Annotated in this window: 16 protein-coding genes and 1 tRNA gene; 6 read left to right on the top strand and 11 right to left on the bottom strand. The window is 67.6% G+C overall.

From position 1 onward, the window contains the following. Positions 1-61 precede the first annotated feature (61 nt). The 3 genes from QQZ11_RS12405 to QQZ11_RS12395 are packed head-to-tail and all read left to right on the top strand — an operon-like array spanning position 62 to position 4,538. On the top strand, positions 62-1,186 hold the full coding sequence (locus QQZ11_RS12405; RefSeq protein WP_084707730.1) for a YlbL family protein: 1,125 nt from the start codon (positions 62-64) through the stop codon (positions 1,184-1,186). Next, a complete protein-coding gene (locus QQZ11_RS12400) occupies positions 1,183-1,692 on the top strand; it encodes a PPA1309 family protein (RefSeq protein WP_022910424.1) in 510 nt (169 codons plus the stop codon). The genes QQZ11_RS12405 and QQZ11_RS12400 overlap by 4 nt, the downstream gene beginning before the upstream one ends. After that, on the top strand, positions 1,689-4,538 hold the full coding sequence (locus tag QQZ11_RS12395) for a UPF0182 family membrane protein (RefSeq protein WP_284550630.1): 2,850 nt from the start codon (positions 1,689-1,691) through the stop codon (positions 4,536-4,538). The genes QQZ11_RS12400 and QQZ11_RS12395 overlap by 4 nt, the downstream gene beginning before the upstream one ends. A 39-nt stretch (positions 4,539-4,577) precedes the next feature. Here the strand turns inward: QQZ11_RS12395 and QQZ11_RS12390 are convergent, their stop codons facing one another. The 3 genes from QQZ11_RS12390 to QQZ11_RS12380 all read right to left on the bottom strand — a co-directional run bounded on the left by QQZ11_RS12390 (position 4,578) and on the right by QQZ11_RS12380 (position 8,248). Further along, positions 4,578-5,957 (bottom strand): M16 family metallopeptidase, encoded by a 1,380-nt coding sequence (locus tag QQZ11_RS12390; RefSeq protein ID WP_284550629.1) that lies wholly within the window; start codon positions 5,955-5,957, stop codon positions 4,578-4,580. Continuing rightward, positions 5,954-7,264, bottom strand: a complete 1,311-nt coding sequence (locus tag QQZ11_RS12385) for a M16 family metallopeptidase (RefSeq protein ID WP_284550628.1) — start codon at positions 7,262-7,264, stop codon at positions 5,954-5,956. The genes QQZ11_RS12390 and QQZ11_RS12385 overlap by 4 nt, the downstream gene beginning before the upstream one ends. Positions 7,265-7,327: 63 nt before the next feature. Then, positions 7,328-8,248 carry a TY-Chap domain-containing protein gene (locus QQZ11_RS12380; RefSeq protein WP_284550627.1) on the bottom strand — a complete coding sequence of 307 codons (921 nt, stop codon included), beginning with the start codon at positions 8,246-8,248 and terminating at the stop codon, positions 7,328-7,330. Between the two features lie 205 nt (positions 8,249-8,453). Here QQZ11_RS12380 and QQZ11_RS12375 point away from each other — a divergent pair, with 205 nt between their 5' ends. After that, entirely contained in the window at positions 8,454-9,410 is a 957-nt protein-coding gene (locus QQZ11_RS12375) for a cation diffusion facilitator family transporter (protein ID WP_284550626.1), read from the top strand. Positions 9,411-9,439: 29 nt separating this feature from the next. On the opposite strand, the gene QQZ11_RS12370 is transcribed toward QQZ11_RS12375, so the two are convergent. The 3 genes from QQZ11_RS12370 to QQZ11_RS12360 are packed head-to-tail and all read right to left on the bottom strand — an operon-like array spanning position 9,440 to position 12,976. Next, complete coding sequence (locus QQZ11_RS12370) at positions 9,440-9,985, bottom strand: HPP family protein (RefSeq protein WP_284550625.1); 546 nt, start codon at positions 9,983-9,985, stop codon at positions 9,440-9,442. A 1-nt stretch (position 9,986) separates the two neighbouring features. Further along, positions 9,987-10,445 carry a hypothetical protein gene (locus QQZ11_RS12365; protein WP_284550624.1) on the bottom strand — a complete coding sequence of 153 codons (459 nt, stop codon included), beginning with the start codon at positions 10,443-10,445 and terminating at the stop codon, positions 9,987-9,989. Continuing rightward, on the bottom strand, positions 10,442-12,976 hold the full coding sequence (locus tag QQZ11_RS12360; RefSeq protein ID WP_284550623.1) for a molybdopterin oxidoreductase family protein: 2,535 nt from the start codon (positions 12,974-12,976) through the stop codon (positions 10,442-10,444). Before QQZ11_RS12360 ends, QQZ11_RS12365 begins: the two co-directional genes overlap by 4 nt. A gap of 246 nt (positions 12,977-13,222) precedes the next feature. Between QQZ11_RS12360 and QQZ11_RS12355 the strand changes: the two genes are divergently transcribed. Further along, a complete protein-coding gene (locus QQZ11_RS12355) occupies positions 13,223-13,714 on the top strand; it encodes a MogA/MoaB family molybdenum cofactor biosynthesis protein (protein ID WP_051139733.1) in 492 nt (163 codons plus the stop codon). A gap of 262 nt (positions 13,715-13,976) precedes the next feature. On the opposite strand, the gene QQZ11_RS12350 is transcribed toward QQZ11_RS12355, so the two are convergent. The 5 genes from QQZ11_RS12350 to QQZ11_RS12330 all read right to left on the bottom strand — a co-directional run bounded on the left by QQZ11_RS12350 (position 13,977) and on the right by QQZ11_RS12330 (position 17,498). Further along, positions 13,977-14,050: transfer RNA gene (locus QQZ11_RS12350), tRNA-Met, on the bottom strand. Between the two features lie 75 nt (positions 14,051-14,125). Next, the gene (locus tag QQZ11_RS12345; protein ID WP_284550622.1) at positions 14,126-14,608 is read right to left on the bottom strand and encodes an SRPBCC family protein; all 483 of its coding nucleotides are present in this window, start codon (positions 14,606-14,608) and stop codon (positions 14,126-14,128) included. A 54-nt stretch (positions 14,609-14,662) separates the two neighbouring features. Further along, on the bottom strand, positions 14,663-15,499 hold the full coding sequence (locus QQZ11_RS12340) for a hypothetical protein (RefSeq protein WP_284550621.1): 837 nt from the start codon (positions 15,497-15,499) through the stop codon (positions 14,663-14,665). 47 nt (positions 15,500-15,546) lie between these two features. Further along, a complete protein-coding gene (locus tag QQZ11_RS12335) occupies positions 15,547-16,197 on the bottom strand; it encodes a hypothetical protein (protein ID WP_284550620.1) in 651 nt (216 codons plus the stop codon). A gap of 140 nt (positions 16,198-16,337) precedes the next feature. Further along, positions 16,338-17,498 (bottom strand): FUSC family protein, encoded by a 1,161-nt coding sequence (locus QQZ11_RS12330; RefSeq protein ID WP_284550619.1) that lies wholly within the window; start codon positions 17,496-17,498, stop codon positions 16,338-16,340. A gap of 131 nt (positions 17,499-17,629) precedes the next feature. On the opposite strand from QQZ11_RS12330, the gene QQZ11_RS12325 reads away from it, so the two are divergent. Then, a complete protein-coding gene (locus QQZ11_RS12325) occupies positions 17,630-19,171 on the top strand; it encodes an ABC transporter substrate-binding protein (protein ID WP_284550618.1) in 1,542 nt (513 codons plus the stop codon). The last annotated feature ends 2 nt before the right edge of the window (positions 19,172-19,173 follow it).

Here is a 19,173-nt window from a genome sequence, read left to right as displayed (position 1 = left end):
CTCGACCCAAGGCCCCTGCGTCGCTGATGGCCCGGTTCGGGGGCACGGTAGGGTTCAGGCCATGACGGTCGGGCGCGGGACACCTCATCGGGTGGTTCGTGCCCTGGGACGGCGCCGTCGTGCCGCGCACGATCCCTGGTCGTCGAACAGCATCACGGCACTGGTGGCGGCCGTCGCCTTCGTCGGGCTGGGGCTGGTCATCTTCCTCGCGCCGATCCCCTTCGTGGCGTGGGCCCCGGGCGGCACCCTCGACGTCGCCGGTAAGGACCAGTCGGGCAAACCGCTGATCCAGGTGGGGGGAGTACCCAGCCAACCCGAGAACGGTCGGCTCTTCATGACGACGGTCTCGGTCACCACCGTCGACGGCCACCTCGGACTGGCAGAGGCCCTGGCCGACCACTGGCTGCCGCGCCATGACGTGCTTCCCCGTGAGGTCATCTACCCGCCCACCAAGTCCGACCAGCAGGTGAAGGCCGACGAGGTGGCCATGATGGACACCTCGCAGCGCGATGCCGTCGTCGCGGCTCTGAGGGCCGCGGGCCAACCGGTGCTGGAGTTGCCGCAGGTCCAGGGGGTGAGCGTGTCAGGGCCCTCCAACCAGAAGCTCCAACCGGGTGACCTGATCCTCAAGATCGACTCGGTGGCCGTCCAGACCAATGAGGACGTGCGCAGCCGCATCCGTCGCCACAAGGTGGGGGAGCAGGTGGTCTTCACCGTCGAACGCGCCGGCAAGCAGCTCACGGTCACCATCACCACTGCGGCCTCGGCGAAGGACGCCACCGTGCCGATCGTCGGGATCACCACGGCCACCGGCTACAAGTACGGCGCCACGGTGCAGTTCTCGCTCGATCCACGCATCGTGGGGCCCAGCGCCGGGCTGGTGTTCGCACTGGCCATCTACGACCGGATCGACCCCTCCGACATGCTCGCGGGTCGCAGTGTCGCCGGCACCGGCTCGATCGGACCGGACGGCAACGTCGGGGCGATCGGGGGCATCCAGGAGAAGATCGCCGGGGCCGAACGGGCCAAGGCGACGATCTTCCTGGTGCCGGCCGACAACTGCAAGGACCTCGCCGGTCTCGAGACCGATCTCCGACTGGTCAAGGTGGCCACCCTGCGCGACGCCATCTCGGCGCTGGCGCAGTTGCAGCAGGATCCATCCGGCAAGGAGGTGCCTCGCTGTTGAGCGAGCAGACCAACACCCTGATCGCGGCACTGGCCGAGATCGAACGACATGTCAGCCGCGCGGGTTGGGACCAGCCGGCACGGCTGTTCGCGCTCGTGCGCACCGATGTGCTCATCCAGCAGGAACCCAGCCTCGCCGCACACCTGACGGCAGGATCACCCGACTCCCTGTCGAGCATCGAGCAGGAGGACTTCGTCCTGGGTGACAGCCTGTTCGCCACCCTGTCGCGCATCCAGTGGCCGGCGACCGTCGCCGGGTGTGCCCTGGCCCTCGAACGGTCGTTCCTCCCGCCGGCGCTCGACTCCCAGATCCCGAGCGATCCGGCGGCCGCCGAGGAGTTCGTCCACCACCATCCGCAGCGCCAGGACGCACGCGTCGTGGTCGGCGCCCTGCGTGACGGCACGCAGCACGGTCTGGGACGACTGCTGAGCCATCCCGACGAACTGCTGGGCGGGGATGACTTCGTGCCCGGTCTGGCCACGGCACTATTGGGGACACTGAGATGACGACCGCAAGCATCCGCCACCCGGCCAAGACGGAGCACCGCTCCCGGTTGGGGTGGGTGGTGCTGGCCGTGGGTGTGTTGGTGATCGGCTGGCTGGTCGCGAGCCGGATCACCACGTCGGCGATGTGGTACTCGTCGGTGGGGGTGAGGTCGGTCTACGTGACCCGGCTGGTGACCTCGCTGCTCCTCTTCCTGGTCTTTGCGCTGGTGATGGGGGTCTCGGTTGCCCTGACCGTCATGGTCGCCCACCGCATGCGTCCCAAGGTGCGCACCCCAGCCGCCTCGCCCGTGCTGGCCCGCTACCGCGAACTCATCGAACAGCGGTGGTGGACGACGAGTCTGCTGCCCGCGGGCGTGCTCGGACTGCTCGCCGGGCTCGCCGCCGCCGACCAGACCGACAGATACCTGGCGTGGCGCAATGCGACGGACTTCGGCACCCGCGATCCCTACTCGGGGCTGGATGCCTCCTTCTTCGTGTTCGCCCTGCCGTGGTGGATGTTCGTCGTCGGGTTCGTGATCGCGGTGCTGGTGGCCTGCCTGGTGGTGGCGGGTGTGACCCACCTCGCCAACGGGGCGCTGCGGGCGATGGCTCCCCGGCTCGGGGGCCGCCCGGGCACGCGCCAGGCCTCGTCGCCGTTCGACTCACCCGCCCAGGCGCACCTGTCACTGCTGATGGCTGCCCTGCTGGTCGCCTACGGGGGACTGCAGTTGCTCGAGCGATTCACCTACCAGGTGAGCCCCAACTACCTGTTCACCGGTGTCGGCTACGCCGACGCCCATGCCCGCATCACAGGCAAGCTGGTGATGGCGGTGGTGTCTTTCCTGTGCGCCGCCGGGCTCGTCGTCAATGCCAAGTTGCGGCGGTGGCCCCTGGTCGGCTCGACCCTGGTGGTGATGCTGGTCACCTCGATCGTGGTGCAGGGGATCTATCCAGCGGCCCTTCAGCGACTGAGTGTTCGTCCGAGCTACCAGTCCAAGGAGTACGACTACGTGGCGGCCAACATCAAGGCCACCCGTGACGCGTACGGCATCGCGGGCACCGAGATCACCGACTACCCCGCCGTCACCACGGCCACAGCCGGCCAACTGAGGCAGGACGCGGAGGCACTTCCGTCCATCCGACTGATGGATCCGGCCGTCATCTCGGCCGCGTTCGAGCAACAGCAGCAGGTGCGCGGCTACTACTCCTTCCCCTCCGAACTCGATGTCGACCGCTACACCCTCGACGGTCAGACCACCGACGCGGTGGTCGCCGCCCGTGAGGTCGACGTGGACAAGTTGGCCGACAAGTCGTGGAACAACCTGCACACCGTCTACACCCATGGCTACGGCCTGGTCGCCGCCTACGGCAACCAGCGGGAGTTGAACGGTGAGCCGGTCTGGCTCGAGGGTGACCTGCCCTCCCGCGGCAAGTTGGGGGTCGAGCAGCCGCGCATCTACTTCGGCGAGGAGTCCAGCCAGTACGTGGTGGTGGGCGCACCCTCGGGCACGGCTCCCGTGGAGCTCGACCTGCCCACCAGCGGTGACCTCGGCAAGGACCAGAAGGTGACCTACTCCGGCGCCGGAGGGGTGTCGCTGCGCAACTGGCTGGTGCGGCTGATGTTCGCCACGACGAACGTCGACGCCAACCTGCTGTTGTCGAACCAGGTCAACGCGGACTCGAAGATCCTCTTCGACCGCGAGCCACGGGTGCGCGTGCAGCAGGTGGCGCCGTGGTTGACCGTCGACCAGGACCCGTACCCCACCGTTGTCAACGGACGAGTCGTCTGGGTCGTCGACGGCTACACCACCAGTGACTCCTACCCGAACTCCCAGCGGGTCGACCTCCGGGCGGCCACGACTGATTCCCAGTCGATCGGCGTCGCCCAGAAGAACGTCAACTACCTGCGCAACTCCGTGAAGGCTGTCGTCGACGCCTACGACGGCACGGTCACGCTGTACGCCTGGGACGAGACCGACCCGATCCTGCAGACCGAGATGAAGGTCTACCCGGGGGTGGTGAAGCCCAAGTCGGCCATCCCCAGCGCGCTGCTCAGCCACCTGCGCTACCCGCAGGACCTGTTCAAGGTGCAGCGCCAGGTGCTGGGCAAGTACCACACCACCAATCCGCTGACGCTGATGCAGAACTCCGACCTGTGGCGCGTGCCGGCCGACCCCACGCAGAGCGGAGGCAAGCTGGAGCCCCCGTACTACCTGACGATCAAGTGGCCGGGCGACTCCTCACCGGTGTTCAGCCAGACCTCGGTCTTCGTCCCCGACAAGCGCGAGAACCTGCGCTCGTACATGGCCGTCAACGCCGACGCGACCAGCGCCGACTACGGCAAGATCCGGATCCTGCGGATGGACGACTCGCAACAGATCCCCGGCCCCTCCCAGACGATGAACGCCATCACCACCAACACGGTCGTGGCCGAGAAGCTGCGTCCCTTCCTGAACCAGGGCAGCGCGCAGGCCATCTTCGGCAACCTGCTCACGCTCCCCTTGGGGGGTGGCCTGCTCTACGTGCAGCCGATCTACACCCAGCGCCAGTCGAGCGCCAACGGGGGATACCCCGCCCTGCAGTTCGTGGTGGTGCGGTTCGGTGAGCACGTGGGCATCGGTGACACCCTGCAGGAGGCGCTCGACGCGGTCTTCGGTGGTGACGCCGGTGGACAGACCGAGGAGAAACCGACCAGCCCGACCACCAATCCCACGACCAATCCCACCGCCGCGAAGCTGCTGGCCGAGGCCCAGGCAGCCTTCACCGCTGCCGACTCCGCCCTCAAGCAGGGCAACCTGGCCGAGTACCAGAAGCAGTTGACCATAGCGCGCACCAAGGTCGAGGAGGCCCTCAAGGTCGTCAAGTAGCTCGCGGGATGGCGTGGGCCTCGGCCCGGCTGCTGACGATCAGTCGTCGGCCCGGTGGGGGAGCACGGTGAACCCGCGGGCCTTCAGGGCGGGTCGCAGGGCATCAGCGGGGCCGACCATGACGGTCTGCTGGCTCTGCGGTGTGACCACCCGACTGAAGACCGCGGTGGCCTCGTCGGGGTCGGTGGCCGACATGCGCGCGAAGTAGCGGTTGATCCAGTCGACGTCGAGCCCGTCGGTGGCGATGGCCGCCGCCTGCCCGACGATCGCCGAGGCGGTCTCGTAACGCAGCGGTGCGATGGTGACGAGTTGGGCCCGGGCATCGTCCACCTCGCGATCGGTGAGCGGGTGGGACCCGAGGTCGAGCAGCGGGATGGTCTCGGCCAGGGCATCGGCGGCGACCTCGGTGCGCACGCTGGTGCTGACCTGCCAGCGCGAACTGCTGGACGAGGGTCGGTGGCTGAAGCCGATGCCGTAGGTGTAGCCCAGGTCTTCCCGCAGCCGCTCGTTCAGTCGGCTGAGAAAGCTGCCACCCACCGCGACACCGGCCAATTGCAGGGCGGGCAGGTCGCGGTCGCGCCGTGACAGCCCCACCCCACCGATGCGGAGGTCCACCTGCACGGCCTCGGGACGATCCACGAGGTGCACCACCCCCGCGCCCGCTGGGGGCAGGGCTGTGGGAACCTCGGCGGTGGTGACGGCGGGTGTGGTCGGGCGCACCCAGTCACCGAGCGCCTCGGTGACCAACCCGATCAGGTCGGGATGGTCGCCGGCGATCACGACCCGGGCGACGTCCGGACGCCAGGTGCTGGCGTGGAACGCGGCCAGGTCGTCGCGGGTGATGCGATGCAGGGTCTCGGCGGTGCCCCCGCTCGGACGGCCCCGTCGCTGGTCGCGGCCCCACATCAGTTGCCGGGTCGACCGGTTCGCGGTGGCCGGCCCGGAGACTCGCTCCTGCTCGATCTCGGCCAGGCGCAGGGAGACGTGACGGGAGAGGTCAGCCGGGTTGTGCTCCGGGGTGGTGAGGATCTCGCGGAAGAGGTCGAGGGCCGTCTGGATGCGGGTGGTCGGTGCGTCCAGGCTGCAGCCCGTGAAGTGGTGGTTGATCGCGCCGTCGTAGGCGGCGCCCGCCGACTCCAGGGCTTCGGCCAACCGGGGGCCGGGATGGTCGTGGCTGCCCTCGTCCGAGGTGCGCAGGGCCATGGTTGCGATGCCCTCCAGTTGCCTGGGCTCGACGGAGAGGTCGATGTCGAGGGTGAGGTCGAGCGCGATGACGTGCTGGCCGGGCAGGTTGTAGGCCCAGACCTCGAGGCCGTTGGCCAACCGGGCGATCTCGGGAATGGGGAACAGCCAGGGGTTCGCCGCGATCACCGACGGCCGCAGGTGGCGGGCGGTGGTGGGCTCGGTGATCGGGGTCATCGACGGGCTTCCTTCTCCGAAGCGGGCAGGGGGTTCGAAGCGGTCAGGTAGTCGAGGGTGAAGACGTCCTCGGGGGCGAGGTGCGTGCCCAGCGCGCGGCTGACGTCGTCGGCGTTGACCGCCGACAGGTCGGCCAGGTGGCGGTTGATGGCCGTCGGGTCGCCCGTGGTGGACGTCCACTGGTTGATCTCGTCGGCGCGAGCCTCCACGGTCGCGAGTTCTTCGAGCCACTCGCGCTCGGTCTGGGCATCGGCCCGATCGAGTTCCTCGTCGGTGGGCCCTTCGGTGGCGAGTGCCACGATCTCGGCCAGGAGCAGGTCGCGCACCTGCGCCGCTGACGACTCCGGACGGACGCGGGCGCTGACCAGGGCAAGGTTGGTGCCCGCCACCAGTCCCAGGGTGGAGGCGCTCACACCCTCGGCCACCTCGAGTTCACGGACGAGTCGCTGGTGCAGCCGGGCCGACTGCCCACCTGAGAGCAGGCCGAGCGCCACGTCGAGGGCGAGGTCGTCGCCGGAGTGCTGGGGGGGAACGGGCCAGACGAGGTGGACGGTGTCTCGGGGGACGTCACGGTGTACGACATGCCTGGCACCCCGCAGGTCGACCTGGGGAAGGCCAACGGTGGCCCGGGTCGGGCGCTCTCGCGCGGGGATGGCACCGAAGTGGTGCTGGGCGCGGGTCAGGGCCTCGTCCGCGGTGATCTGGCCGGCCAGGACCAGGACTGCATTCGACGGGCAGTACCAGTGGTCGTAGAAGGCCTGCACGTCGGCCAGGTCGGCGGAGTCGAGGTCGGCCATCGAGCCGATCGGGGTGTGCCCGTAGGGATGGTCGGCGCCGAAGGCCAGGGAGGTCAGCAACTCGAACGTGTCCCCGTAGGGCTGGTTGTCGTAGCGCTGACGCTTCTCCTCCTTGACGACCTCGCGCTGGGTGTCGAGGTTGGTCTGGTCGACCTTGAGGGCCTCCATCCGCTGCGCCTCCAGCCACAGGGCCAGATCGAGGGCCCCCGGGGTGACGGTCTCGAAGTAGTTGGTGCGGTCGAAACTGGTGGTTGCATTGGCGCCGCCACCCGTGGCTTGAATGGCAGCCAGGTGCTCGCCCACACCCACACCGGTCCAGGTGCCCTGGAACATCAGGTGTTCGAAGAGGTGGGCGAAGCCCGTGCGCTGGGCGACCTCATCGCGTGACCCCACCTGGTACCAGAGGTTGACGGCCACCCCCGGGCTGGAGGGGTCGGGGTTGACCACCACGCGCAGCCCGTTGTCGAGGGTGTGGTCGATCAGGTCGTAGTGCAGTCCGGACGAGGCCATGGGGTTCAGCTTGGCACAGGTGGGCCAAGGGTGCCCTTCGCCCGTCGGCGGGCCGACCGGTGCTCAGCTGAAACGACCGGTGGTGAAGTCGTCGCCGTCCGTGGGGCGGGGGAGCACGGGCGGCTCCTGGGCGAGGCAGCGCTTGGCCGTTGAACGGCTCGCCCTCGCTTCTGCCGTCAGGTCGTGCAGGGTCTCGACCAGCCGGCCGACGCTGAACGGCGTGGCTGCGATCACGGCTTGGAGGCAGATGCGGTCATCGACCACGGAGTAGTCGAACGGCCATGCCGAGGCGTTCAGCCGCTCCACCGCGATCGCGGCCCGGCCGGGATCGACCAGATGGGCGAGCACCGTGGAGCGCAGGACCACCCGTCCGAGATCGTCGCTCGGGCGAACCGAGACAGGCACCGACCCCCACATGCCCTGCACCCAGCCATCGGGCGAACGGTGGAAGGCCTCACCCTTGAAGTCGAAGGCACACTCGATGAGCATGTCGAGGTGGTACCTGTCGACGATCTCGACCTCGTCGTCGGCCTCGCGGGGCAGGGCGGGCGCGTCGAACGGCTCGACCGCCCGGCTCTGGATCAGCGGCTGGGCGAGCAGGGCCGGGTGGAGCAGTCCGTACGACTCGCGCAGGGCCGAGCAGACGTGGTCGGCCGCGCGGGTGCCATTGGACAGCGCGAAGACGCGCACGTAGTAGCCCGGCAACTGCCGGAGGTGTTGGAAGCCGAGGGCCCGGAGGTGGGCCATGCCGGCTGGGGTCAACCGACGCGAGGCCGGCAACAGCTTGTTGTCGAGGGCCAACACCGTCAGACCGGTGGCCGTCTTCGTCACCTCCATCAGCTTCTGGCTGCGGTGCCCGGCCAGCTGACGGATCGTCACCTTGCTCTCGAGTTCGAGCGTCTCCAGGCTCACCTCGAGCAGTTCCGCGAACTCGTCGAACGCCTCGTCCGTCGCGGCATCCAGGTCAAAGAAATCTGCGTTCATCGCCATCCCCCTTCGGTCATTCCCACGTTCATGACCATAGGAAGGGGCTCTGACAATTTCTGGGCAGAACGAAAGGCGGCCGTGGGAGAGAACCGACGGTATGTCAGCATCCTATTCCTGATTCGTACAGATGTCCAATACCAGGAGCTGTTCGAGCTTCTCCATCAGCCCTTTCGCGGGCGGGTCCGGCGTCTACACTCACGGCGTGAACACACCCGCGTCCAGCCAGAAGGACGACTCCCCGGGCACCGAGAGCATGGTCACCGTCGTGATCGCGCTGGTGGCCAACACCCTCATCGCGATCGCCAAGTCGGTGGTGGCCCTCCTGACGGGCTCCGCCTCGATGGTCGCGGAGGCGGCTCACTCCTGGGCTGACACCGGCAACGAGATCTTCCTGCTGGTGGCCGAACGCCGATCGGCCAAGGAGGCGGACGACTCCCACCCCTTGGGCTACGGTCGCGAGGCGTACGTGTGGTCGATGATCGCAGCGTTCGGATTGTTCGGGGCGGGGTCCATCGTCTCGGTCTGGCACGGCATCACCGCACTGAGCGCGCCGGAAGCAGAGGCGAACTACACGTGGGGGTATGTCGTCCTGGGCATCTCCTTCGTGCTGGAGGGCATCTCGTTCCTGCAGGCCCTGCGGTCGGTGCGAAGCCAGGCGCGCAGCCTCAGCCTTCATCCCCTGCACTTCGTCAGTTCCACCTCCAACCCCACGCTGCGGGCTGTGTTCGCCGAGGACGCCGCTGCCCTGGCCGGTCTGCTGATCGCGGCTCTGGGCATCGGCCTCCACCAGGCCACGGGCAATCCCGTGTACGACGCGGTTGGCTCGATCCTCGTCGGGGTACTGCTCGGGGTGGTCGCCATCTTCCTGATCGCGCGCAATCGTGACTTCCTCACCGGGCAGGCGGTCAACGAGAAGACCAGACAGGCCGCGATGAACATGCTGCTGGAGCAGACGCTGATCGAGCGCGTCAGCTTCCTCTACCTGGTCTACGTCGGTCCCGGCAAGGTGTTGCTGATCGCGGCGGTCGACCTGGCAGGGAACCTTGCCGAGTCCGACCTCGCCCACGAGTTGCAGGTGATCGAGGATCGCCTCAACAACCATGGCAACATCGAGCGCGCCATCCTGACGCTGAGCGCGCCCGAAAGGGCAGGGCTCTGAGTCGCCTGTTCTGACCCCCTGTTCTGGGGTCAGGTCTTCTGTGTGGCCGATGCGGGCTTTGTTCCCAGGAGCAGGTTGAGTCCCCATCCTGCGGCCGTGATGAGCAGGATGGCCCCGACCATGGACAGCAGTTGGCGTGGGGTCGTCAGGATGCCGAGGCTCACGATCAGCGTCGTCGCTCCGGCTGGTGGGTGCGGGGTGCGGAGCCAGGTGAGCACCAGCGTGGTGAGCGCGACGGAAAGGGCGCCAGCGGCCACGTGGGAGGGCGTGAGCCCACCGACCGGCGCCGACGGTGTGTGCTGGAGCCTGAGCGCATACAGGCAGACGACCCCCATGATGAGCCCGGTGCCGTGACCCACCACGGCGTTGACCGGACGAGAAGAGGGCTGCTCGGGTGATTCGAAGAACAGCATCACGGTGGGGCCGAGGCTCGGGAAGAGCCATGGCAGACGTAGCGCGATCCCGACGGCACCGGTGAGACCCAGGACGATCAGCGAGAGCGCGGCTGCGTACAGCGCGGGCCCCAGTGTGGTCCGTCGTGACGTGAGCCGTTCCAGCAGCGACGGGGTCATCATGTCAGCGCGCTGCGACAAGGGCCTGGGGTGCCGCCTGCTTCATGCGGGTCTGCAGCCAGCGGAGCTGGACCGAGGTCTCGTGGTCACAGTGGGCCACCACATCCAGGAGTTCCTCGTCGTGAAGCGCCGAACCGGCCTGCTTGAGCATGGTCCAGGTCACGTCGACGAAGCTGCCCAACAGGTAGAGGTCCTGCAGGTCGCGAAGCAGTCCCAGTGGGCCTTGGCGCGTCGTGGACAGACCCTCGGCGTGGAGGCGTTCCGGTTCGCCGTCGGACGCTTTGCCGTAGCGCTCGACCACGGGCTGCAGCCGATCGCTGTGTTCGTCACATTGTTTGGCCAGGGTGTGACACAGGGCGTACACATCGGGTTCGGAGGCGTGGCCATCCGCGACCTGGCGGAACGACTCCGCCAAAGTCGTCTCGGCGCGGTGGAGCATTCCCAGGTAGATGTTCACGTTCATGGCCGGCCCTCCTGCCCTTGACGTGCGCCCGAGAACGCGGCGCCTGAGGCGCCGGGCTTGATCGCCTCGGGGAAATGTGGCGGGGGTGCCGCATCCACCTGTTCCGTCGCGTGCGCGTCGCTGCCGCCCACGGTCGGCCTCATCCGGTTCCTGGCTGCGGCGACCGGGCGTGACGCGGTCGTGGTGGGTGCCGGAGCGGGTCCGCTGGCGTCGCCGATCTTCTCCACCTTCACAGCCGCATTCTTGAACACGGGCTGCTTCGAGACGGGATCCCACTCGGTGAGCGTGAGCTCGTTCGCCGCCGTGGGGTGGGCGCCCGGGGAGCCACCGGCGTCCCAGTACCCGTAGTGGAACGGTGCGAAGACGGTGTTGTCACGAATGTCGCTGATGCGTACCGGCACCTCGATCTTGCCTCGCCGTGAGGTAACGCGCACCAGGTCGCCCTCCTGGATGCCGAGCCGCTGGGCGTCGTTCGGGCTCAGCTCCACCCAGGCGCTCGGAGCGGCTTGCCGGAGAGGCCGAGACCGTCCCGTCTTGGTCCGGGTGTGGAAGTGGTAGGCGGTCCTACCGGTCGTGTAACGCATCGGGTAATCCGAGTCGGGCTCCTCGTGGGGCGGGGAGTAGTCAGCCGTCTTCAGGATGGCGCGTCCCGCCGGCACGGTGGCGCGGAACGCCTCGGAGCCGACGGTCGCGCCCGTGAGCAGATCGTGGCCGTAGCTTTCGCAGTAGTCGGGATCCGTGGCGAACACACCGTCCTCATACAGCCGTTCGCGCCCGTCCGGGTTCTCCTCGTTGCAGGGCCACTGGATGCCGCTGCCGCCTCGTAGCCGGTCGTAGCTGATGCCGGTGTAGTCACACGGACGACCACGCGAACACTCCTGCCAGGCACGGAAGCCGTCCTCGGGACCTGACCAACTCAGCAGGGGAGCACCGCTCAGGTTGGTGAACCCCATCCGCTTCGAGTAGTCGAGGAAGATGTCCAGATCGGTGTGCGCCTCCCCGGGAGGGTCCACCGCCTTGTCGGAGAGGTGGACGGTCCGGTTGACGTTGGTGAAGGTTCCTGTCTTCTCGCCCCAGCCCGCGGCGGGCAGCACGACGTCGGCGACCTGTGCGGTCTCGGTGAGGTAGAGGTCCTGCACCACGACGAAGAGCTCGGGCTTCTCCAGGATCCTGCGGATCCGGGAGAGGTCGGGCATCGAGACCGCAGGGTTGGTCGCGGAGATCCAGAGGAACTCGATGGAGCCCTGCTCCGCGTAGCGGAAGATCTGCATCGCATGCGTCGGCGGTGCCCAGTGGGGGATGGTCAGGGGATCGACGTCCCAGAGGTCGGCGAGTTCCTGCACGTGGTTCGGGTTCTCCCAATTCCGGAACCCCGGCAGGTCGCCGTCCGCCCCGCACTCGCGATTGTTCTGCGCTGTGGGCTGGCCGTTCATCTGCAGGATGCCGCAACCCGGACGCCCCAGCAGCCCCCGGAGCAGGTGCAGATTGTTGACCTGGCAGGACGACGCGGTGGCCTGCGCGGACTGGTAGAACCCCTGCAGGACGGTGGACAGGACCCGGGCAGAGGTGCCGAAGATCCGCGCGGCTTCGCGGATGTCGTCGGCACCCACGTCGCAGATCCCCGCCGCCTTCTCGGGCGTCCAGGCCGCCACGGTCGCCTTCAGCTGGTCGAGGCCCGTCGTGTGCGCCTGCACGTACTCCTCGTCCCACCAACCGTTCGCCAGGACCTCGTGGATCAGCGCATTCATCAGCGCCATGTTCGTGCCCGGTCGCACGGCAAGGTGAACGTCGGCGTGGCGGGCCACCTCAGTGTCACGCGGATCGACGCACACGACCTTCGGTCGGTCGGGTCCCTCGATGCGGTCGAGCACTCGCGACCACAGCACCGTCTGCGTCTCGGCCATGTTGTGCCCGTACAGGAAGATCGCGTCACAGCTGTCGATGTCGGTGTAGGACCCCGGCTGTCCGTCGGCGCCGAAGCTCTCCTTCATGGCCGCTGCAGCTGTGGCCGTGCAGAGGCGGGTGTTGCCGTCCATGTGGGGGGTCCCGATGCCCGCCTTCCCGATGATGGCGAGGGCGTAGTACTCCTCGATGAACAGCTGGCCGCTGGTGTAGAAGCCGTGGCTCAGCGGGCCACGGGTCCGCAACAGCTCCCGGCTGCGTTCGGTGATGCGGTTCATGGCGGTGTCCCAGTCGCATTCGACCAGTTCGCCGTTCTCGCGGATCAGGGGGCGCGTCAGACGGTCCGGATGCGACATGCCCTGCCAACTGGCGAACAGGCCCTTGGGTCCCAGGCGGCCATGGTTGACCAGGTCCCCCGCGCGCCCCCGGATACCCACCATCGCTCCGTCCTTGACGGCGATGTCGCAGGCGCAGCCGTTGCTGCACAGCACGCACGCGGACTGCACCCACCGGTCGATGTCGGCCTCCGTGACGCCCTCGGCCAGGGCTTGGTCGACGCGTACCGGCCACAGTCCGTCTCGTGGGTAGGGAGTCCTGGTTCCCCAGATCTCGGCAATCCGATCAACCACGATCGTCTCCTCCTCCATGCGAGGCCCAGAGGTCCCCGGCCGGCACCGTTGCCGGGACCAGACTTACCACCGGGCCCCGGTGGAGTAAAGCGATTCGGCCACGGTGGTCGCGCGAGCAGTCACGCTGGTTGTGGAGGGCCTCGCACGAGGGCTCCAGTCCTGCGCCCGGACTTCTGCGCGCTCCCGAGGCGAGGATTCCGTCCACACGGCCCTCGTCCCACATCCCTGGTCTGGTTAGCATGGCGCATGACCAGACCGGTGATCCGAGCGACCGTCATCACGGTGTCGGACGAGGTGGTGAACCACACCGACGACGACCGGGCGGGGGCACTCGCCGAACGTCTGCTGGCGGCCTTGGCTGTCGACGTGGCGCGAATGGTGGTCCCCGACGATCCGACACAGCTGCTCGCTGCGGTGAGCTCGGCGATCGCCGACGGATCTCGGCTCGTCATGACCTGCGGAGGGACGGGAATCGGACCCGCCGACCGGACGAGCGATGCGGTGGCCGAACTCCTCACCTTCCAGATCCCGGGCATCGCCGAGGAGATCAGACGCCGCGGCATCGCCCACGCCGCACCCGCGGTGGTGTCACGCGAGATCGCGGGAGTCATCGTCCGGGCAGGTGAACCCTCGGTCTTCGTCCTGTGCGCTCCCGGCTCGCGGGGCGGGGTGCAGGACGCGGTCGACGTGATCGGTCCGGTTTTGCCCTACATCTTCGCGGAACTGGACGGGCGCTAGGTGGCTCGTCGCGAGCGCGGTTCTTGGCGGAGTCGCCCTCGTCCCTCACCCGGTCTGCCGCCCGGAGGCACGTGGGACCGGCGCTACTGCGGTAGGTAGAGGTCGAGATTGCGCATCATTGTCCTCAGGAGTTCGCGCTCGTGAACCTGTTCACCCCGGTCACTCCCGAGGCCAAGGCCAAGTTCGGGGTGTAGCTGTAGCCGGGGGAACCAAGAAGGCCTTGCGAAACCGGACATGAATCCAGTTTCACAAGGCCTTTTCGTAGCGGGGACAGGATTTGAACCTGTGACCTCCGGGTTATGAGCCCGGCGAGCTACCGAGCTGCTCCACCCCGCGTCGGTACTTGTAGAAGCTTACACAGACTCCGGCGAGAGCTCAAATCGCGGCGGGCTCCTCCCCGAACGGGTCCCCTCAGGACTTCTCGGCGAGGGCCTTGAGGCGCTCGATCGATGCCAGCAGGGCCTCGGGCTGCAACCTCTTGCCGTAGTCCACACGTCCGGGGTGGCTCTGCTGGGAGTAGTCGTAGCTGTGCGTCACGCGGGTGCCGTCCTGGACGCGCTCGAAGTCCCAGCGCCAGACATGCCCGGTGGGCTCCTCCCCGGCGTCAGCGGGGGCCCAAGCGATCGTCCGGCCCTCCTCGAACGCGACGACTCGGTTGTGCTTGACCTTGCCCGAGGTGTTGTTCATGACGAACACGTCGCCCACGGCGTGCACTCTCTGGCCTTGGTCGGCGTTCGAAAGGTTGTCGTTACCGTCCCACGAGGGCTGCTTGGCGGGATCGGCGACAAGCTCGAAGATGACCTCAGCGGGTGCCTGGACGACGGCCGAGGCACTCACGGTGCTGTCTTCGAGGCTCTTGCTCAGATGCTTCTCGTTCTGGGTGTTCTCGCTCATGGACACCATGGAACCATCTGCGGCCTCATCCCGACAGGGTGGAGGACGAAGCCGTCAGGTACCGGGGATCTTGACCAGGACCGCACTCAGTTGGCCGATCGGCAAGGAAGCGGTTGAGTCCGTGGTCACGCTCTCCACTCCCGACTGACCCAGCGCTGTCCACGTGACCCGCCAGGTGGCCCGGGTGGTCACTCTGTAGCTGCCCTCCGGCAAGGAAGCCTTCGTGTACGCGTGACCGCAGGTGGGGGAAGCCTCCCCATGCGGAGCGCGAGCGGCGGAGTAGGGAGTCGTGGCGGTGCAGTGGACGACGGTTCCGTCGCCCATGTCGACGTCGAGGGCTGTCCGGCGGGCGTGCAGGGTCACTGTGTAGCCGCGAACGGTGGTCGAGCTCGACAGGGTGCCCGACGTGTCGGTCCACAACCAAAGGTTGTAGTGGACCGGGATCATGCCCCACTCATTGCCCTCGGGGTCGGGTCCGAAGGAAGTGGTGGGCGCGGGCAGATGAAGGTTCGTGACGGCCTCGAGCCCCAGCAGTGCCGGGTTGGGAGGCGGCGCCTTCTGCTTCGGGGGAGCGAGGGGTAGTCCCGGGGCGCACACCTGCCGATAGGTGTTGTTGAGAGCGATGCTGCCCTCGGCGCTGAGCAGGTTCTTGGTGCGCAGATCGGTGAACATGGTGTCGCAGCCGGACGCCATGTTGTTCCACGTATTGGTGATGGACGACTTGGTGCGGGTGCGCGAGTGGCCGTTGGTGAGCTGACCACCAGTCCCACCTGCGTCGCTGTTCTTCGTCTTGATCCCCACACTCACATCAGCGCCGGAGGTGGACCTGTGGTCGTCATACCTGATGGCGGTCTCTCGCTTCTTGTCCTTCGCCTCCGCATGCGAAGCCACGCTGATGGTCAACGCTGCGCACAAGGCTGCCGCGAGCAGCGAACGAACTAGACGCATGACTTGACCCGCTCGCTCGACCAGTCGGAAACCTTAAGCTCTCCTGCTGAATCCCTCTTCACATACACGACGTACCTTGCAAAGGTGCCTGTCTTCGTCGAGCCATCTGGGTACTCGAAGGTCCATTGCGATGCGTCACGGCAGGAAGAGACAGCTACCAGAGCCCCGTCCGGATCATCGGCGAGCTTGGTCCCAGACATCCTTTGTCGGCTATTCGAAGTGGCATGAGCCCCGTCCTCCCAGACCTTCCAAAGGATGTTCAGCCTTGCCTCTAGGCCGTCGCCAGGCAGCATGATGTCGGTGATGGATTTCGGGCGGGTGCCACGAGGGACCCCGCTCCTTTCCAGCGCCGAGACGACATCGAACTCCTTCTGGTTCAGGGCCAAGGCCTCCTTCACCAGCGCCGCATCCGGACTCCCCGACACCATGGTTGGCGACCCTGACACCGAACTCGCGGTCGACGCCGCGGGACTCGCGCTCGTCCCCGTCGCCGTGGGACTCGAGGCGCTGGGTGTCGCGCTCCTGGGTGCCGAGACACTGGGCGTCTCCGTGGGACTGCCTCCACCACTCGTGCACCCGGCCAGCAGAACTCCGAGCGCCAGCATGGGCGCCACCACCCGCAGGGGGAACGTCGGCGTCATCGGGCCTCCTTGCGCGGGGCGCGTCCTCCGCGCCCTTCCTCACGCCGTCGACACTCTCACGCAGAGGGGTCGGAGCTCGAGGGCCTTCGAAGATCTGTGGACAACCCCGTCAACCGCCCACGAGCTGTGGACAAGACCCGTCAGTCCATCTCGGGAACCAGTTCACGGGCATCGGGATAGTCCAGCCCCGTCAACTCCAACAGGTCGACACAGATCGATCGCAACTGGGCCACCACCACCGACGACGACAGCGAGCCCAACTCGAGGTGGCTGGTCTCGCGCGCCACGGCCACGATCCGCTCGCGAGCCCGCTCCGGCAGCCTTCGTGCCCGCAGTTCGGCAGCACAGAACTCCGTCACCGAGGCCACCTCTCCCATCAGCCTGAGGTGCTCGTCCGAGATCTGCTCCTCGCGCCACACCAGCACCACCGCGCGGCGAGCCAGCACTCGGAGGTTGCGGGTGAGCCGGTCGAGCGGCGCGACGAGGTCGGCCACCTGCTGCACGTGGTCGCGCTCCCCGCGCTGGAACGGTGAGTAGCGCACCACCGCGACTCCTTCAGCCGCCGCAGCCGACAGCGCCGACAGCGCGCGCTCGGAGCCCCGCGCCTGGATCAGGGTGCGCTCCGCCGCCTCCTGGTCGCCGGCGGCCAGCGCATCCCGGGCCGCATGCAAGGTCTGGGCCACCTCGGTGAGCACCTGCGCCGCCCTGATCCGGGGCCTCTGCACCGGCGAGGTGGGTGCGACCATCGCGAACGCCAGGGCGATGGCACAACCGAGCAGCGCGTCCACGAACCTGCTGCCCGCGCGGGTGGGGTCGGGCAACAGGGTCATCACGGTCGCGGCCTGGATGCCCGCCTGGTTGATCATCAGCGGACGAGCGCCCACCCAGGTGGCCACGCTCATTGCCGCGAAGATCACCAGCGCCACCTGCCACCAGCCGGTGCCGAAGACCACGATGAACGCATCGCCCATCAGCACCCCGATGGCCACCCCCAGGCACACCTCCAGCACCCGACTGGTCCGCTGCCCGAACGACATGCCCAGCGCGAGCATGGCCGAGACGGGGGCGAAGACCGGCAGGTAGCGGTGCATCACGTCGTTGGCGATGAACCATGCCAGCGCTGCCGCGAGGGCGGACTGCGCGATCATGAAGGCGCGCCCCCGCCACCGCAAGACCCGGGTGCGCTGCTCGGCCAATGACCAGCGGGCCGTCCGCTCGCTGACGTCGAAGGCTCGCAGGGTGATGCGTCTGGCGGCCACCGCCGCCCGGTTCGGCCGCGGGTCGGGGTCGGGCGTGCTCATGGGCCCAGTGTCCCAGCCCTGCCGTCCTGACCGCCCGCCGGGTGGTCACGCCCTCGCAGCGGTTCGGCTTGTAGACTCTTGCCCGTCTCTGGGCCGACCGGGTCAAGGGCAGAGGGAAGGAACCCCACCGGATGGGTCAGAATTCTTGGGGACGGACCCAGCTGGGGCGCCGCAGCCTGATCGCGGGAGTGGCGGCGGCCGCCGTCGTCGCGGCAGCCGGCTGCAGCACGTCGAAGACCGGCGAGCAACCCTCCTCCTCCAATCCCGGGCGGAGCCTGTTCATCGGGGCCGTGACGATGCCTGAGACCTTCGACCTGGTCACCAACAACGATGCGGCCATTCCACAGGTGTTGCTCTACAACGTCTACGAGACGCTGGTGAAGATCGACGGTGACGGCCAACTGCGTCCCCTGCTGGCGACCGCCTGGACCGTCTCGGATGACCGGCTCACCTACACCTTCACCCTGCAGAGCGGCGCGAAGTTCGCCTCCGGCACGCCGGTCAACGCCGACGCCGTGATGAAGTCGCTGAACCTGCTGCGCCAGACCGGCAACGCCGTGATCAAGGCGCGTCACCAGATGGTCGAGACGATCGAGGCGACCGACGACAAGACCCTGACGGTGACGCTGTCGAAGCCCAGCCAGGAGTGGCTGTACTCGTTGACCTCGAGTTCAGGCGTGGTCATCGACCCCGACGGGTTCACCACCCTCGCGACCAAGCCGATGGGCTCGGGGCCGTTCGCGTTCGACTCCTGGAACAAGGGCTCCGACATCACCCTGGTCAGGAACGGCAGTTACTGGGGTACGGGCACCCGCTTCGACAAGGTGACCTGGCGCTATTTCAAGGACGCCAACGCCATGAACGCCGCCATGCTGTCGGGTGATCTCGACATCATCTCCAACGTGGCGGCTCCGCAGACACTTCCGCAGTTCTCCGACCCGGCCAAGTTCACGGTGCTCGAGGGGACCACCAATGGTGAGGTGGTGCTCGGTTTCAACCACGACACTCCGGCGCTGAAGAACCTCAAGCTGCGGCAGGCGATCTGCCACGCCATCGACCGTCAGGCCGTCATCGACACGGTGTGGGGTGGCAAGGGAACCCTGATCGGCTCGATGGTGCCTCCCACCGACCCCTGGTACGAGGACCTGTCGAACACCTACCCCTACGACGTCGAGAAGGCCAAGCAGTTGGTCGCCGAGTCGGGCATCAAGAACCCGACCCTGCGCCTGCGGGTGCCGAGCCTGCCCTATGCGACGGGTGCGGTGCAGTTGCTGACCTCACAACTGAAGGCCGCCGGCATCACGCTGAAGTCCGACGTGCTGGAGTTCCCCGGACGCTGGCTCGACGTCGTCTACACCAAGGGTGACTACGACCTCACCATCGTCGCGCACGTCGAGTCACACGACCTGGGCAACTGGGCCAACCCCAAGTACTACTGGCACTACGACAACCCGACCTTCCAGGCGTTGATGGCCGAAGCCGATGCTTCCGACGAGCAGACCGCCATCGAGAAGTACAAGCAGGCTGCCAAGATCCTCGCGGACGATGCGGCCGCGGACTTCTTGTTCCTGTTGCCGAACCTGATCGTCACCAAGCCCGACATCCACGGCGTCTCACCCAACGCCACGTCGTTGAGCTTCGACCTGACCACGGTCACGTCCAAGCTGACCTGAGA

This window comes from Aestuariimicrobium sp. T2.26MG-19.2B (assembly GCF_950101875.1).
GTDB classification, from domain to species: domain Bacteria; phylum Actinomycetota; class Actinomycetes; order Propionibacteriales; family Propionibacteriaceae; genus Aestuariimicrobium; species Aestuariimicrobium kwangyangense.
This window is presented reverse-complemented; position numbering and strand designations above follow the sequence as displayed.

Coding starts and splice junctions, on each gene's coding strand:
- QQZ11_RS12405 (WP_084707730.1), top strand. CDS start 62: ATGACGGTCGGGCGCGGGACACCTCATCGGGTGGTTCGTGCCCTGGGA.
- QQZ11_RS12395 (WP_284550630.1), top strand. CDS start 1,689: ATGACGACCGCAAGCATCCGCCACCCGGCCAAGACGGAGCACCGCTCC.
- QQZ11_RS12390 (WP_284550629.1), bottom strand. CDS start 5,957: ATGACCCCGATCACCGAGCCCACCACCGCCCGCCACCTGCGGCCGTCG.
- QQZ11_RS12385 (WP_284550628.1), bottom strand. CDS start 7,264: ATGGCCTCGTCCGGACTGCACTACGACCTGATCGACCACACCCTCGAC.
- QQZ11_RS12380 (WP_284550627.1), bottom strand. CDS start 8,248: ATGAACGCAGATTTCTTTGACCTGGATGCCGCGACGGACGAGGCGTTC.
- QQZ11_RS12370 (WP_284550625.1), bottom strand. CDS start 9,985: ATGATGACCCCGTCGCTGCTGGAACGGCTCACGTCACGACGGACCACA.
- QQZ11_RS12365 (WP_284550624.1), bottom strand. CDS start 10,445: ATGAACGTGAACATCTACCTGGGAATGCTCCACCGCGCCGAGACGACT.
- QQZ11_RS12355 (WP_051139733.1), top strand. CDS start 13,223: ATGACCAGACCGGTGATCCGAGCGACCGTCATCACGGTGTCGGACGAG.
- QQZ11_RS12345 (WP_284550622.1), bottom strand. CDS start 14,608: ATGAGCGAGAACACCCAGAACGAGAAGCATCTGAGCAAGAGCCTCGAA.
- QQZ11_RS12335 (WP_284550620.1), bottom strand. CDS start 16,197: ATGACGCCGACGTTCCCCCTGCGGGTGGTGGCGCCCATGCTGGCGCTC.
- QQZ11_RS12330 (WP_284550619.1), bottom strand. CDS start 17,498: ATGAGCACGCCCGACCCCGACCCGCGGCCGAACCGGGCGGCGGTGGCC.
- QQZ11_RS12325 (WP_284550618.1), top strand. CDS start 17,630: ATGGGTCAGAATTCTTGGGGACGGACCCAGCTGGGGCGCCGCAGCCTG.